Source organism: Streptomyces olivochromogenes, assembly GCF_001514115.1.
Taxonomy (GTDB): Bacteria; Actinomycetota; Actinomycetes; order Streptomycetales; family Streptomycetaceae; genus Streptomyces; species Streptomyces olivochromogenes.
Window position 1 is genome coordinate 21,418 of the sequence record NZ_KQ948484.1, and the last position, 15,588, is coordinate 37,005.

The following is a 15,588-nucleotide window of genomic DNA, read 5'->3' on the forward strand; positions in this document are numbered from 1 at the left end:
CGTGCGCCCGCAGGATCTCCCAGACCGTGGACGGTGCGACCTTGATGCCGAGCACGGCGAGTTCGCCATGGATGCGCCGGTACCTCCAGGAGCTGTTCTCGCGGGCCAAGCGCAGGACAAGGGCCTGGATGGAGCGACGGGCTGGCGGCCTGCCGGACCGCTTGCGACGAGAGGCTTCGGCGTGACGACGGCGCATGAGGTCACGGTGCCACCGCAGGACCGTGTCCGGGGAGACGATCAGGTGCAGCTGCCGCAGTTTGGGTCTGGGGAGCTGGTGGAGAAGCGCGGCCAGGAAGGCGCGGTCCGCCGGGGTGACGCGCGGCCTGTTGATCTGCCTCTGTAGGACAGCCAACTGGTGGCGCAGCGTCAATATCTCGATGTCCCTGTCCACAGCGCTCATCGGCAGCAGCCGTATGAAGGCGAACACGCTTGACACGGTGAGGTAGGGCAGTCGCAACAGCACGATCCACCAGCCTGACACGACCCATCCGACGATCACTGACCGTTCGTGAGGATCTGCAGGTCACAGATCATGGATGGGGTTTTCGGCACCCGCAGGGTTCGCTTGTGAGCTGGCGGAAGAGGAGTGCCGCGTCGTCTGCGCTGAGTCTGTTCGCGGGCTCTTTGGAGAGGAGTTTCAGCAGAACGGGGGCCAAGTTGCCAGCCCGGCGGGGTGGGGTCGGCTCTTCTGTGAGCAGCGCGGCGAGGGTTGCTACCGCGGAGCTGCGGTCGAAGGGGCCGTGGCCTTCGACCGAGAAGTAGAGCGTGGAGCCGAGCGAAAACAGGTCTGACGCGGGCGTTGGCGCTGAGCCGCGCGCGCGTTCCGGGGCCAGGAAACCAGGGGTTCCGATGATTCCGGAGGCGGTGGTGAGTCGTGGCTCGTCGGCGTCTTGTTGGAGTGAGATGCCGTAGTCAGAGAGCAGCGCTCTTGTGAGCCCTTGGCCATGCGGGCCTTGTGGTTCGGGAGTGGTCAGCAGGACGTTGGACGGTTTGACGTCCCGGTGCAGGATGCCCAACTCGTGGCCCGCGGCCAGCGCATCGACGAGGGCCAGACCGATCCTGGCAGTTTCGGCCGGTGACAGGGGTCCGCTCTCACCTACCACTGCCTCGAGGTCTCGCGCTCCGGGAACGTATTCCATGACGATCCACGGCAGGCCGTTGTCGACCACGAGGTCGTACACCGTCACCACATGGGGGTTGTTGCGCAGCCGAGCGGAGTGCCGCGCTTCGCCTCGGGCTCTGGCGATGCGTGCGCTCCTGTCACGCTCGGACAACTCTGCCGGCATGGCGAGCTCCTTGAGCGCCACCTCGCACTCCAGCTCCTGGTCATGGGCGAGCCACACGCGTCCCATGCCGCCAGCTCCGAGGCTGCGCATTAGCCAGTAGCGCCCGGCGATCACCCGGCCGGCGGCATCATCTGTTCCGGCCATGAAACCCTCCGCCCACACGAGAAAGTGGTTGAAGCCGGACCAAGTGCCGGTCGCCCGTCTTCGTGGAGAGCATGATGGCCATGGAACAGAGCTAACCGAGCGGTCTCGCATTTCCTGGAGTAGCGCGCCGTGGGTTGGGCGGGTTCATGCGTCCGGCTGCAACCGGCTGCGCGCAGGGTGGGCGGCGACAGCAATTGCCAGGCCGCCAACGACCACTGGGGGAGTTCCACTCCGCTGGTCGGCTACTGCTGCATCCACTCAGCCAGCCGTCGCCCCGGTCGGACCAGCCGTTGGAACAGAGGATCTGGCCGCCGTCGTATCGCCAGTCAGCTGGCCACACTCGCAGCAGTACGTCGAAGGGGGATGGGGACCGCGGCGGTCATCGCTGGTGCTCCTACTTGCGCATGACGGCGGGTTCGTGCTGGCGCAGCAGGCGGGCGACTGCGTATCCGAAGACGGCCGAGAGGACGACGAGCATGCCCATGTTCAGCAGCCAGACGTCTGCGGTGTGCTGGAAGAGGGGATCAGCCTTGTCAGGGATGATCCGGGACAGTTCGACGGTTCCCCCCATCGCTCCCAGCGCCCATCGGGAGGGGATCAGCCAGGCCAGCTGTTCGATCACGGGAACACCGTGCAGCTTCAGAAGTGCTCCGCAGAACACGACTTGGACGATGGCGAAAAACACCAGCAGGGGCATGGTCACCTCCTCCTTCTCCACCAGGGCGGAGACGAGGAGGCCGAGCATCATGGCGGTGAAGGCCAGCAGGGCAACGGCAACCGTGATCTCCAGCAACGGTGGCATGAGCACCCCCTCGCCTCCCGGCGCGTTCAGGTCGACGCCGACCAGCCCCACCAGGGTGAGCACCACGGCCTGCAGCACCGTGACCGTCCCGAGGACGACGACCTTGGACATCAGATACGCCGATCTGGACAGCCCGACGGCCCGTTCTCGCTGATAGATCACCCGTTCCTTGACCAGTTCGCGTACCCCGTTGGCCGCGCCGGTCAGTACGGCGCCGACACAAAGGATGAGCAGCGCGTTCGTCGCCGAGTCCTGGATCAGCCGGCCCTTGGCGAGAGCGCGGGCCATCGCGCCCATCACGAACGGCAGCGCGATCATGATGGCAACGAAGGTCCGGTCGGCACTGAGCGCGGCCGCGTAGCGCCGCACCAGCGTCCCCAGTTGCGCTGTCCAGGTCTGGCGCCGCGGAGGCGGCACGGGCACACGCGGTGCGGCGGCATGCCATGCGGGCGGCCGCGCGCCGGCAGCCGCGATGTACTGCTGGTGCTGAGGCGAGTGCTGGTACTCCCCAGCCCAGTCCCGGCCGGGGTCGGACCCGAACGCCTCGAACGCCTCCGGCCAGTCGGGGAAGCCGAAGAACCCCAAGGCGTCCTCGGGCGGCCCGTAGTAGGCGATCCTGCCACCTGGTGCGAGAACGAGGAGCCGGTCACAGACCTTGAGGCTCAGCACACTGTGGGTGGCGACGATGACCGTCCGCCCGTCGTCGGCGAGGCCGCGCAGCATGTTCATCACGGAGCGGTCCATGCCGGGGTCGAGTCCGGACGTCGGCTCGTCGAGGAAGAGCAGCGACGGTTTGGTCAGCAGCTCCAGTGCCACGCTGACGCGCTTGCGCTGGCCGCCGGACAGGCTGTGGATGGGCTGCTCGGCGCGCTCCTGCAGGCCGAGCTCGCGGATGACCTCGTCGACCCGCGCCTCCCGTTCCGTCGGGGCGGTGTCCTGGGGGAAGCGCAGTTCGGCTGCGTAGCCGAGGGCCCGGCGTACGGTCAGTTGTGTGTGCAGGATGTCGTCCTGCGGGACGAGGCCGATGCGCTGGCGCAGCTCGGCGTAGTCGCGGTAGAGGTCGCGGCCGTCGTACAGCACCGTGCCGTGGTCGGCGGGGCGCAGCCCGGTCAGTGCGTTGAGGAGCGTGGATTTTCCCGCTCCGCTGGGGCCCACGACCGCGAGCAGGCACTTCTCGCCGACCGGGAAGGAGACCCGGTCCAGGAGTGTCTTGCGGCCCTGGTCGACCGCGACCGTCAGATCGTGGACGTCGAGGGACACCTCGCCGGTGTCGACGTACTCCTGGAGCTGGTCGCCGACCAGGCAGAACGAGGAGTGGCCAATGCCGACAATGTCTCCCTCAGCGACGAGGGCGTGGTCGACTGGCCAGCCGTTGAGGAAGGTGCCGTTGTGGCTGCCCAGGTCGACGATCTCGTACGTCCCGTCCCCCAGCGCCCGCAGCTCGGCGTGGCGGCGTGAGACGACCAAGTCGTCGATGACGAGGTCGTTGTCGCTCTCGCGGCCGATGCGCACTGTCCGCGTCGGCCGAGGCTGCACCGTCCTCGGCAGGCGGAAGGTTCCCGTCGACGAAGGCCTGAAGACAGCAGACGGCCCCTCGGGCGGGCTCGCCGCCGCGGCAGATCCAATCTTCCTACAGGCGGCGAGAACGGCGCGCGGTCCGTCGGCGGGATTGCCGAAGCGGATGACGCTGCCCGGCCCGACGCCCCTCACACGGATACGGCGCCCGTCGGCGTAGGTGCCGTTCTTGCTGCCCTCGTCCTCGAGCGTCCAGTGGTCGGTCTCGGCGTGCAGCAACGCATGGTGCCAGGAGACACGGGCATCGTCGATGACGATGTCGCTCGACGGATCGCGCCCGACGCGGTACTGCCGGCTCGGGCTCATCACCGTGGAGCCCGTGTCGGTTTCAAGAACGAGTTCGGGCGCCGTCGACGCGCCGGGCGACCCCATACCGGAATTCTACCGAGTGATCCACATCTGCGCTCGATCAGCACCTGCTATCCCGCACCACCAGCCTCCTCGTGTCGAACCTCCACCATCCGGCTCGCCTCAGCGGGTCATCCCGTGCGCCGATGCTGTCGGGGACGTGACCGTTTCTCGACGTACATCTGTTCGTCGGCGGACTTGAGCACCTCATCCGCTGTCATTCCACAGTGTGCCCAGCCGATGCCGAAGCTGGCGCCGACGGGGCGGGATGATCGCGTTCCGCCGCCGCCGGGCGAGGTCTTGGGCGTCGGCCCGGGTGAGCCCGTCAGCGAGCACGGCGAACTCGTTGCCGCCAACACGGCCAACAACGTCCCCGTCTGGGATCCCGTTGGTGAGTCGTTGCGCTACTTCGACGAGCACCATGTCGCCTGTGTGGTGTCTGAAGCGGTCGTTGATCGATTTGAAGCCGTCGAGGTCGCATACGAGGACAGCGAGGCCTTTGGCGCCGTCACCAGCATCGTCAGCGGGCGGCTCGAGGTGTATGTGCGAGAGGGTGCCGTCCTCATGCGGGCCTGCATCAGCTGGCCGGTGCGCGTCGAGCCGTCACTGTCGGACATGCTCGCCAAGCTCCGCCGGGTGGTGATCGCGGCCCGATTTTTGCCCAACGCCGCTGGTCAGCCGAGGGATGCTGAAATCCGTGCCGTCCACGAGGCGTGGGCCGCAGCCAGCGGATGCTTGGCATGACGATCGGTCAGAACACCGAAAGTCGAGGGGGTGAGTGCCGGCCTTGTTTCCGTGAAACCACAGCTGGAAACGGCAGCGGCTCGAGCGACTCCGCCGCTACATGCAGACCACACCGTCCTTCGGCACCTTGCCGTCGAGGAGATAGGCGTTTACCGCCTTCGTCACACAGGTGTTGGTGCCGTACGCTCCGTGTCCCTGCCCCTTGTAGGTGAGTTCGATGCCGACGCCCTTGCCGAGCTCATCGGCCATCCGCCGGGTCCCGGCGTACGGGATGGCCGGGTCACCGGTGTTGCCGACAAGGAGGATCGGTGCTGACCCTTTGGCGGCGACTTGCGGGTTCTTGGCCTCGCCCTTGACTGGCCAGTCGGTGCACTCCAGCAGGGACCAGGCCCCGGACTCACCGAAGACTGGGGAGGCCTTGCGGAACTCGGGCAGCTTCGCCTTCACGTCGTCGACCGTGCAGCGCTGCTGGAAGTCCGCGCAGTCGATCGCGATTTGAGCGGGCCCCGAATTGTCGTAGTGGCCTTTGGAGTCGCGACCGGTGAGCGAGTCGGCGAGCAGCAGCAGCGTGTTTCCGGTTTTCCCCTGCTCGGCTTCCTCTAGCTTGACACTCTGTCGGTGATCTTGTAATTGTCGGTGTCAGCTGCTGGCGGTCCGCCAGGACTTGTGCCGGGGGATTCCGTGTCGGTCCAGGAAGTTCTGGAAGGCCGTCGGTCGCCGCGGTGGGCGGTCTTCGCCAGTCGGCGGCAGGCCGCTGAGGCGCTCGATGTTCACGGCGATGGCCGTGAAGACATGCTGTAGGTGGGTTTTCTGCTGCCCCCGGTAGCGGCAGCGGCGCATGCCGTGGCCGTGGACGAGCTCGTTGACGGTGCTCTCCACTCCGGAGCGGACCGCGTAGCGGGCCTTCCAGTCGGGAGTCTGCTGCTCGGCACGGACACGGACTTGCAGGTCGCGGAGTTCACGCGGAGGAAAGCCCACGTTCCGGGCGCTTTGGTGGGAGGTGGTGCACCGGGTGCGGACTGGACAGGGCTGGCACTGGCCCTTGGTGAACCGGGCCACAATCAGTGGGGCCGCAGTGGGTGAAGAGGTCGGGTAGGGGCCGTGCCAGCCCGCGCTGATCTGGCCCTGGGGGCAGGTGACCTGGCGTCGGTCGAAGTCGATGTGGAAGTCGTCCCGGCCGAAGCCCTCGTTCTTGCGGTGCTGGCGGGTGGGGTTGCCTGGCAATGGCCCGGTGACCGTGACCTGGTGTTCCCGCGCGTGTGGATGCCGGGCAGGTTCTGGGCGTCGTTCGAAGTGGCCGGGGTGGTAGCCACATCCGTGATCACGTTCGCGCCGCCGGATGCGCAGGTCTCGGTAAGGTGAGCGACGAATCCCCTCCACCGGGTGGTCTGCCCGCGGCGGGCACAGCGGGCCGAGGTGTCGTAGGGGGAGACAATCGCGGGCGTGGCGCGTACTGCGGTGCGTTCGCGATCCACTGCCCGATCGTCGCGTACGAACGCGCCCGGCCGGGACGGCGGACTCGGTGCGGACGACGCCGTGCGGGGTCGCGATCCGCCGGATCATCACGAGCACTCTGTTCTGACGCATGGCCTTCGCGGTCCGGTTCGGCGCGACAACACCGAGCAGTCGGCACAGCATGGAAAGAGGCGGGATCCTCGGCCGCATGACGGCGGAAGTGAGGAACCATGACGATGCGTACACCATATGCACGGTGCCCACGCCTGCCCGACCACGGCTCGGGAGCACCATGAGTGGCGATGCACAACGGCTGCTGGCCGGCCGGTATCTCCTCGTCGAACAGCTCGGCCGCGGCGGGATGGGCACCGTGTGGCGGGCGCAGGATCAGGTGCTCAGCCGTGAGGTGGCGGTGAAGGAGCTGACGGTCAGCGGCCTGCCGCGCGAAGAGCTCGCGGTGCTGCACGCCCGCATGGAGCAGGAGGCACGGGCCGCGGCGCGGGTCAAACACCCGGGGGTCGTCACCGTATTCGATGTGCTGGAAGAGGACAGTCGACCGTGGATCGTGATGGAGCTGATCGACGGCCAATCACTTGCCGACGTCATTGCCACGGAGGGGACACTTCTGCCACGAGACGCGGCCAAACTCGGAGCGCAGTTACTGTCGGCGCTGGACCGGGCGCACCAGCTAGGGGTTCTCCACCGGGACGTCAAACCCGCCAACGTGCTGCTTGAGCGCGGCGACCGGGTGGTGCTCACCGATTTCGGCATCGCCGTCATGGGGGGCTCCAGCGGCCTGACCCGCACCGGCGACGTCGTCGGTTCGCCGGACTACCTCGCCCCGGAGCGTGCCATGGGCCACCGGCCGGGCCCGGAGTCCGATCTGTGGTCGCTCGGCGTGACGCTGTACGCTGCGGTGGAGGGGCAGTCACCGTTCCGCCGCACCACGACGATGAGCACCTTGCAGGCGGTGGTCGCCGAGGAGCTTCCGGAACCCCGGCACGCGGGCCCGCTCGCCCCTGTCATAGAAGCGCTGCTTCGTAAGGACCCAAACGAGCGGGCCACAGCTGAGCAGGCTCAGCGGATGCTGGGCGATGTGGCGGCCGGGCTACCGGTGAGCGCACCCGCGCCCAGGGCAGCGGAGCATCCGCCCACGCAGGTGGCGCCGCCGACGGACAGCGTCGGCAAGGAGCGCTTCGCCCGGGAACCGACCCAGACGACACCGCACACGCCGGTGCCGTCACAGGGTTTGGGCAACCGAGCCGAGCCCGGCCCGGCGGCATACGACGAGAATCGGGCGGCCACCCCGCCGACCGTAGGGGTGCCCTCCACCGACCACAACGACCATCCGGTCGGCGCGGGCGACGGTCGGCGCAGGCGGCGCAAGTCGCTGCTGATCGCCGGGGCCGCACTAGCTGCGGCACTGGTGGGCGGCGGCGCAGCCGTGGTGATGACCAGCGACTCCCGAGACACCCCTCAGCCCGCGCCCGCCATCTCGCAGAGCACGGTCACCTCGCAGAGCACGGTCACCTCGCAGAGGACCGTCACCCGCACGGCTACACAAAACCCTCCCAGCAAGGCCAGCGAGACCCCGGCACCGGCACAATCCAGCCCCGCATCGACATCAGTCCCACCGACTACCACCGCCGCACCTGCCCAGCAGGTCGTCAAGGACTACTTCGCTGCCATCAACGCCAAGGACTACGCGCGCGCATGGGACCTCGGGGGGAAGAACCTGGGCGGCTCCTACGATTCCTACGTCAAGGGCATCTCCACCACCGTCTCCGATACGGTCACCATCGAGTCCGTCTCCGGGGGCACCGTGGCCGTGCGGCTCGACGCGCTGCAGACGGACGGAACGCATAGGTTCTTCGCCGGCACGTACACCGTTCGCAATGGCACCATCGTCGCGGCCGACGTCCACAAGCAATGACGCGTCGCTGTGTGCACCGCGGAAGGCCGGCACCCTGGCGTCAGCGGGCTTCCTGATCACTGACCGAGCATGCCACACACCGTTGTGTCTACCGTCGTGGACGGTTCGCTAGTCCGTGCTCCTAGGCCCCGTCCGGGCGATCAAGGAAGGCTTCGCGGACTTCGGCATCGTGGGGTCGGTTTCACTACGGCCGCCGCCGTCGCCAGCACATCCGCCCGCACAGGCCCTGCATCCCCCAGAGCACGTGGACGCAAGACACCGCCGAAGCCAGGCCGCCCAGACGGCACCAGTACCAGGCCCCTCGAGGGAAGCGTCTTGAAGACGAAGGGGGCAGGAGGCGCCCAGGCCCAGCGCGAGGCACAAGCGGCCAAGCAGCAGGCCCGCCAGCGAGAGGAGGAACGCCAAGGGGTTCAGACGGCCGTCGGGCGGACCGAAGCAACACTCCGTCAACTTGAAGAGCGCGCGATGGAACTGGCTCAGCAACTTCACGCCACGGTGAAGCTGAGAGCACGCAAGGCACCGGTGGATCTCAGCTGGCGCCAACTGGCCTACGGCGTCAGCGATCCTCGCTAGGGTTCACATCTTGCACACATTTCGCTCTTGGCGGGGGTTGTTGTTCGTGTCGCTGGTTGCTGCTCGTCGTGCTTCGGATCCGGTCCGGGTCGGGCGTTACCGGGTGGTTGGGGTGCTGGGTGCGGGTGGGATGGGCACGGTGTACGCCGCGGTGGGGGAGCGGGGCGAGCGGGTGGCGGTGAAGGTCGTGCATGCCGGACAGGCGGCGGATGAGCAGTTCCGGGCGCGGTTCCGCCGCGAGGTGCAGGTGCTGGGGCGGGTTTCGGGCCCGTGCCTGGTGCCGCTGCTGGAGGCCGATCCCGAGGCGGAGACCCCGTGGCTGGCCACCGCCTACGTTCCGGGTCTGACGCTCGCTCAGCATGCGGCGGCACATGGGCCGCTGGCCGGGATCCAGCTGCACCTGTTCGCCGCAGGCGCCGCTGGGGCGCTGGCGGCCGTGCACGCCGTCGGGGTGGTCCACCGCGACCTGAAGCCCGCGAATGTGATCCTTGCCCCGGACGGGCCGCGGGTGCTGGACTTCGGCATCGCCCACGTCGCCGACGGCACCGCGGTCACTCGCACCGGCATGCTGACGGGGACCCCGGGCTGGCTCAGCCCCGAGTACTACCGGGACGGTACCGCCGGGCCGCCCGGGGACGTCTTCGCCTGGGGCGCGCTGCTCGCCTTCGCGGCCACCGGTCGCCACCCCTTCGGCACCGGCAACGCCGAGGCCGTCGCCTTCCGCGTGCTCAACGGCGAGCCGGACCTCGCGGGCGTCCCCGACGAGTTGGCCGGGGTGGTGGAGTCGTGCCTCGCCAAAGACCCGGCCCACCGACCCTCCTCCTCCGCCGTCGCGGAGAAGACCGTCGAACTGCTCGGCGAGCAGGCGACCCAGGTCCTCGGCGCGTTCTACGACCGGCCCACCGAGGTCCCGAACCTGCTCGCCGAGCAGTGGCACCCCCCGACCGTCGAAGACCCCGCCTGGCCCATTCCTGCGACACGCCGTCCCATCAGCCGGGCCTGGCTTACCGTCATCGCGGCCGCGGTGTTCGCCGCGTCGGCCACGGGCACCTGGTTCGCGCTGGCGCCTGGCCATGCGCAAGCGCGCGGCGACCAACCCCTGCGGGTGACCGCTGCCCGCTCCACCCCTGCTGCCGGACCGGCGGCATCGAACTCCCCCATCGGCCGTCCCGCTGCCTCCGCCCCGTCGCATACCCCGGCCGCCGCGGTCTCGTCCGTACAGGCGACTCAGACGCAGGTGGTCACGATCAGTCCCTGGTCCCCGGACGGCACGCCAGCGGGCGGCATCACCATCACCGGCCGGGCCAGCGGCTCCTGCTTCGGGACCGCCGAGTCCACCATGCGCACGGACGCCTGGCGCTGCAGCGCCGGTAACCGAATCCTTGACCCGTGTTTCTCCCCGGACTCAAATCCCGAGGACACCAGCGCGCTGTGCTTGGACGGAGCCCCCAACCGCATGGTCGAACTGTCAGTCCCGCAGGGCTTTCCCGGCAACAACGATCACATGCCCGGCGGACCCGACGTCGAACCGATCACCCTCGTCCTGTCCAACGGAGCTCGCTGCTCCTTCACCGGGGGCGGTACCTCCACCCTTGCCGGGCAGCGGCTGAACTACGGATGCGACAACGGCGGCTATCTGTACGGCTACCCGAACAAGACAGCAGCGCTGTGGACCATCTCCTACTCCGCCCCCAACAGTGGCGCCAGTGTCTCCACACCGATCACCACGGTCTACCAGTAGTCCGCCCCTAAGACGACCTCTAGGTTGTCCAGAGGATGCGGGCGCCGGCCAGGTGTCAGGAGTCCTTCGGGGAAGTCTGGCCAAGGAGATACCCGAGCTGAGCTGCGCCAGGCTCGCACAGCGGTGATTCTGGGCCCGGGGGATCCGCCGTGCGGTCGGACGGAATCCCTTCCTCGTTCATGAGGGCAGCGTCGCTTGCATGATCCGCCCCTCGGCGGACCTGGACCGCAAGAGAGCACGCGCCGGGCTGTTCTACTGGACGATGAACGACAGTCATTCGACGTCGACGCCGTAGGCGCGGGCGAGTCCGTCGAGGCCGTCCGCCCAGCCTTGGCCGAGGGCGCGGAGCTTCCATACGGGGTGGCCGTCGGCGGTGTGCCGGTACAGCTCGGCGATGACCATGGCGCGGATGTTCGGGTCAGCGGGAGGCTGGAACGTCCAGGCGGTGCCGGTCACGCAGTCCATGTCCAAGGCGGCGTGTGTGAGGGATCCGCAGGTCAGGCCGGTGTCAACGTCCATGTTGATGGCGACGGCGACGCGCCGCACCCGCTCGGGCAGGGCGGATAGATGGATGGTGGCGCGTTCGACGGTGTGCGGTCCTTCCTGCTGCTTGCCCAGGAGACGTGCGGCGCCGTCGGCGGTGGCGGGCTGGTTGTAGAAGACGAAGTCCTCATCGCCGGCCACCCGGCCGTCGCCCCCGATCAGGAAGAGCGTGAGGTCCGCGTCCGCGCCGGCGAAGCGGAAGACGATACGTAGCCCCTGCCAGGCTTCCTCGGGCAGGACGAGGGTCTGCCCGGGAACGAGCACGGTCGGCGTGACGGGAGGGAGGATCGGCGCGGGAGGCGGCTCGGAAACAGATCCGTGCTTCCACTCGGTGAACGGTGTGATCCGGTATGGGTTGCTGATCGTGGTCCGGTCGTCGGGCGGGGTGTTGGCCCCGAGGGTGATGTCGAGGGCGGCGAGGGAGAGATCGCCGGTGTCGGGCTCGTCCTGGGCGTGATCCAGCAGGTCCTGCAGGCCGGGCACGCGGGTGGTGTCCAGCGGTTTGACCGTGCTGGAGAGGTTGCCGGAGGCGGTGGTGGTGACGGAGCAGGCGACGTCCTGTCCGATGTCCAGGAAGCGCAGGGCGTCCTCGGGGTCCCGCCAGGGCGTGGACTCGATCGCCTGACGGCTCCAGCGGCCGTAGGCGACGAAGCCGAGGCGCTGGGTGTCGGGCAGTCGCGTCATGACGGCGAGGTCGATGGCCGTGATGCCCGGGGCGGTGGCGAAGCCTTCCTTGAGGGTGGCGATGATGTTGGAGCCCATGGCGGTCAGCCACCACAGAATCCGATCGCGTTTGGTCAGGTTCTTCAGGGTTGGGCGCCCGCTGGAGGTGAGGCCGTGTGTCTGGGTGGGCATCGAGTCGAGGTCCTGCTGCCGCATCACGACCGACAGGGCAGTGCCGTCCATGCCGACGGCGCAGCCGGCGGCCGGGTTGTCGGAGAAGGCGGTGTTCACCGCCTCGCAGACCGTGTCTTCGTCGTTGGCGAGCAGGGCCTGCCACCACTGTTCGGCCTCGGAGGCCATCCGGTCACGGGCCGCATGCAGACGTGCTGTCTCCGCGGCCAAGTATGCGGGCGCATCCTGCTGCGCGCGTCGTTTGGCGGCAGCCCGTTCGGTACGGGCCAGCCGCCCCACCCCCTGGAGGTGGAAGGTCTGGGCCTCGGCGAGCGCCCAGGGCAGGCCCAATTGCGGAGCGTCTGGGATCAAGGGCGGGTGCGCGACGGGGAAGGTCTGCAGGTGGACGCTGGTCGTCTGCCGCCTCAGCTCTCGCAACCGAGCGATGGCGGCATCGCGCTCCGCCTCCTGCTGTGCTCTTTCTGCCTGACGGCGTGCCCGTTCCAGCTGGGTGGCTGAAGGCGCGACCGACCGGGGCCGCGCGGTGCGACGCGTGCTGGTCCGCCGTCGGCTGCCGCTGAGGGAACTCGACGCGTAGAAGGGGCCGAGACCTGTTGACGCCCGGACGCCGCCGCTGCCCACACTGACCCTTGCCGCACGCGGACCGATCGAGGTCCGCACCCCGCGCGTCGAGACGCGCACACTCATCCCTGGAACACCGACACGGAAACCGAATCCCATGGCCCACCCCTCTACCCGGGGACACAGTGTGGCACTGCCACATGCCTCGCAGCAGCAGTGACGCAACGCAGCTCATCTTCAGGAGTCTCGCCGAGCGAGGAACGATCATGTTCGACGTTCGGGTGACACCCACCCGCCACTCGCGTCAGCGGGACGAATTCTGTCCAAAACGATGGCAGTTGGGCATCAGGGGTCTACCGTTCCCCCCTAGCGATCAAGGGAGAGGGGGACGCAGACGATGTCGCTGCGCAAGGGGGAGAACGCGGCACTGGTGGCGGCACCGGTGGTGTTGTCGGTGGCAGTTCAGGGTCTGGCTGCGGATGTTTCGGCGTTGCTGCTGGGAGCAGATGGCAAGGTTCGCAGCGACGACGACCTGGTTTTCTACAACCATCCAGCCCAGGACGGCGTGTCGATCGCCGACTCGGCGGTCACCGCCGACCTGGCGCGCGTGCCAGCGGGAGTGGACCGTGTAGTGGTCGTGGCGAGCGCTGATCCGCTGCAGCCGGGCGCCGTCTTCACACACGCGCCGCAGTTGACGGCCACTCAGTCAGGCTCGCCCGCTCTGTTGTTCACCGCACCGGATTTCACGTCGGGGGAGACGGTCGTGGTGCTGGCGGAACTGTACCGGCGCGGCGGCGGATGGAAGATCCGCGCTGTGGGGCAGGGCTACGCCTCCGGCTTGGCTGGTTTGGCCACGGACTACGGCGTCGATGTCGAGCCCGACCAGCCTGTCGCATCCTCTGCACTTGTCCCGGCCCAGGCGCGCCGGACTTCGGGTTCTGCGCGGCCTGTGGTGGATTTGTCGAAGGTGGAGCGGCAGGCCCCCGGACTGCTGGCTCCCGCACGTCAGGCCGGCCAGGCCCTCGTGGACCGAGGCATCGCAGACCGGCGGGCGGCGGTCTACCTGATCCTGGATCACGACTGGCACATGGAGGAGATGTACGAGTCGTTCGCGGTGCAGGCCTTCGCCGAGCGTGTCCTGGCGCTGTCGGCCAACCTGGACGACGACGGCACCGTGCCCGTGATCTTCTCCAGCGGGAAGGAGCCGTTCCTGGAGGAGATCCAGCTGGACAACTACCGCGGCCGCATCGGGCAGTTGCACACCCAGGTCGACTGGAGCTGGGGCGACGTCGCCGAGGCGATGCGCCGCGCGGTAGGCCACTACCAGGAGTCCGGAGCTGCTGATCCTGCCTTCATCGTTGCCCAGGTCGGCGACGAACCCTGGGACAAAGCCGAGGTCCGCTCCCTGCTCCAGAACACTGCCTCGCTCGGGGTGTTCTGGCTGTTCGTCGGGTTCGGCCGCGGGAAGCTCGCGTTCTACAAGAACCTCAACGCCTCCGCCTCGGCTACCTTCACCAACGTTGCCTTCTACGACGCGAGCAAGAACCCGGGATCCGTGCCCGGAGAGCAGTTCTACGCCGGCCTCGTTGAGGCCTTCGCCGCCTGGATGCGGCCTTGAACCGGCATCACCCGCTCAGTGAGTGGGCCAGTCCCGCGGAGGGGCCAGCCATGGCCACTTTCCCCTTTACGCACAAAGGCTGTCGAAGACCCAGAGCGATGGAACTGTCACCGCAGGATCACTGCCCAGCACGCACTCGCGCTCAACAACTGCCTCTCGGAGTAGCCTCGTGTCCACACCCGACCTGCCGCCGTTCACCCGCCGACTGAACAGCCTCATCACCTCTGACCAGGCATCCTCGGATCTCCGACGCTACTTCGGCATCGATCTGCAGCCAGAGGCTGTGCCCTTTACGGGAAGCCGGTTCGAGCACCTGGCCGGCGGGGGAGACCGCCCCGCAGTCGCCAACGCAGTGACCGCCGATGACCTCATCGCGGTGCAGACCTTGTCGGTCAAGATTCCCGCGCAGGCATCCCTGGACCTTCTCGAAGGCGATCTGGGGACACAGCTGTCCAAGCTGCTGAGCAGCATCCCCTCCGACATTGACATGGCCGAGGCCGACGCTGCCGATCTGGCCCCTGGATCACCAGCGGACAGCGCCTGGCACCTTCTCGACGACCAGACCGGAATCGGCTGGGTCACGGCCGGTAAAATCCTTGCCCGCAAGCGCCCACGCCTTCTGCCCGTCTATGACCAGGTTGTTCGTTGCATCTTCGGTCGGCCCCAGTCCTTCTGGCTCACCTTGCATGCTGCGTTGCGCGCCGATGACTACGCCCTCCACCGCAAGCTGCTGGCGCTGCGCGAGTTGGCCGGCGTGCCCGAGACTGTCAGCGCGCTACGGGCCTGTGACGTCGTGCTGTGGATGCGGCACCACGCGGAGCATCGAGAGACGAACTGCGTCTGGGAGTGAACACCACCCGGTCGGCCTGGACAGGGAAGAGCGATGCAGGTCGCTGGCGATGCGTCACTACCCTCTCGCTTCATTTGGTGGCAGTCGGCGGCTGTTCATCCTCTTGGAAGAGTGGTATCGCAACCGCCGGTGGACCGACCACCCGGAAGCGGTCGGCACAGCAGGTCGTGGGCTCGTCTGGGACGCGGCCGAATGGGACCACTGGTACCAAGAACGGCAGAACACGGCAGGCCTGGTCACACGCGCCGACCTCGAAGAACGCCACGGCCTTGCCCGCAGCACGCTCGAGCGCTTGTGGGCACTAACTGGTCCTAACAAAGCCGTTGTACGTGGCGGTGGGTGATCAGGCAGGCGGCGAGCCCGAGGAATGCTTCGTGGATGTCGTCGCGTCGTTCCCAGCGGATGCGAAGGCGTCGGAAACCGTGGAGCCAGGCGATCGTGCGCTCGACGACGTAGCGGAAGATGCCCAGGCCGGAGCCGTGTGGCTGGCCTCGTTTCGCGATCACGGGGCGGATCCCGCGGGCCCAGAGCAGGCGGCGGTATGTGTCGTGGTCGTAGGC

At 68.1% G+C, this 15,588-nt stretch carries 10 protein-coding genes and 3 pseudogenes; 5 read left to right on the forward strand and 8 right to left on the reverse strand.

The window, feature by feature from the left end:
* The 6 genes and pseudogenes from AQJ27_RS46800 to AQJ27_RS46825 all read right to left on the reverse strand — a co-directional run.
* Window positions 1-463 (reverse strand): annotated as a pseudogene (locus AQJ27_RS46800) (helix-turn-helix domain-containing protein); the annotation flags it as partial.
* A 67-nt stretch (window positions 464-530) separates the two neighbouring features.
* Window positions 531-1,430: a serine/threonine-protein kinase gene (locus AQJ27_RS46805; protein WP_079065819.1), complete on the reverse strand. Its 900-nt coding sequence runs from the start codon at window positions 1,428-1,430 to the stop codon at window positions 531-533.
* 394 nt (window positions 1,431-1,824) lie between these two features.
* Complete coding sequence (locus AQJ27_RS46810) at window positions 1,825-4,179, reverse strand: FHA domain-containing protein (protein WP_067383992.1); 2,355 nt, start codon at window positions 4,177-4,179, stop codon at window positions 1,825-1,827.
* A 107-nt stretch (window positions 4,180-4,286) separates the two neighbouring features.
* Window positions 4,287-4,701 (reverse strand): annotated as a pseudogene (locus AQJ27_RS53840) (GGDEF domain-containing protein); the annotation flags it as partial.
* Window positions 4,702-4,995: 294 nt separating this feature from the next.
* Window positions 4,996-5,502: pseudogene (locus AQJ27_RS46820) on the reverse strand (alpha/beta hydrolase); the annotation flags it as partial.
* Between the two features lie 36 nt (window positions 5,503-5,538).
* Window positions 5,539-6,123, reverse strand: coding sequence for a transposase (locus tag AQJ27_RS46825; RefSeq protein ID WP_235613998.1), 585 nt, complete (start codon window positions 6,121-6,123; stop codon window positions 5,539-5,541).
* Between the two features lie 523 nt (window positions 6,124-6,646).
* On the opposite strand from AQJ27_RS46825, the gene AQJ27_RS46830 reads away from it, so the two are divergent.
* The 3 genes from AQJ27_RS46830 (at window position 6,647) to AQJ27_RS55245 (ending at window position 10,601) form a co-directional block, all read left to right on the forward strand.
* Window positions 6,647-8,287, forward strand: coding sequence for a serine/threonine protein kinase (locus AQJ27_RS46830; RefSeq protein WP_067384002.1), 1,641 nt, complete (start codon window positions 6,647-6,649; stop codon window positions 8,285-8,287).
* A 315-nt stretch (window positions 8,288-8,602) separates the two neighbouring features.
* Window positions 8,603-8,860, forward strand: coding sequence for a hypothetical protein (locus AQJ27_RS57045; protein WP_159064615.1), 258 nt, complete (start codon window positions 8,603-8,605; stop codon window positions 8,858-8,860).
* A gap of 46 nt (window positions 8,861-8,906) precedes the next feature.
* Window positions 8,907-10,601, forward strand: coding sequence for a serine/threonine protein kinase (locus tag AQJ27_RS55245; RefSeq protein WP_268814653.1), 1,695 nt, complete (start codon window positions 8,907-8,909; stop codon window positions 10,599-10,601).
* Window positions 10,602-10,874: 273 nt separating this feature from the next.
* On the opposite strand, the gene AQJ27_RS46840 is transcribed toward AQJ27_RS55245, so the two are convergent.
* Window positions 10,875-12,329, reverse strand: coding sequence for a TerD family protein (locus AQJ27_RS46840; RefSeq protein ID WP_235613997.1), 1,455 nt, complete (start codon window positions 12,327-12,329; stop codon window positions 10,875-10,877).
* Between the two features lie 628 nt (window positions 12,330-12,957).
* Between AQJ27_RS46840 and AQJ27_RS46845 the strand changes: the two genes are divergently transcribed.
* Window positions 12,958-14,178, forward strand: a complete 1,221-nt coding sequence (locus tag AQJ27_RS46845) for a VWA domain-containing protein (protein ID WP_067384011.1) — start codon at window positions 12,958-12,960, stop codon at window positions 14,176-14,178.
* A gap of 169 nt (window positions 14,179-14,347) precedes the next feature.
* Window positions 14,348-15,028: a DUF6308 family protein gene (locus AQJ27_RS46850; protein ID WP_067384014.1), complete on the forward strand. Its 681-nt coding sequence runs from the start codon at window positions 14,348-14,350 to the stop codon at window positions 15,026-15,028.
* Window positions 15,029-15,339: 311 nt separating this feature from the next.
* Here the strand turns inward: AQJ27_RS46850 and AQJ27_RS46855 are convergent.
* Window positions 15,340-15,588: transposase (locus AQJ27_RS46855; RefSeq protein WP_067384017.1), on the reverse strand; the 249-nt coding region annotated here is incomplete at its 5' end.

Excerpts from the sequence above, each read along its gene's own strand:
- AQJ27_RS46845 (WP_067384011.1), top strand. The coding sequence starts at position 12,958 with ATGTCGCTGCGCAAGGGGGAGAACGCGGCACTGGTGGCGGCACCGGTG.
- AQJ27_RS46810 (WP_067383992.1), bottom strand. The coding sequence starts at position 4,179 with ATGGGGTCGCCCGGCGCGTCGACGGCGCCCGAACTCGTTCTTGAAACC.
- AQJ27_RS46805 (WP_079065819.1), bottom strand. The coding sequence starts at position 1,430 with ATGGCCGGAACAGATGATGCCGCCGGCCGGGTGATCGCCGGGCGCTAC.
- AQJ27_RS46830 (WP_067384002.1), top strand. The coding sequence starts at position 6,647 with ATGAGTGGCGATGCACAACGGCTGCTGGCCGGCCGGTATCTCCTCGTC.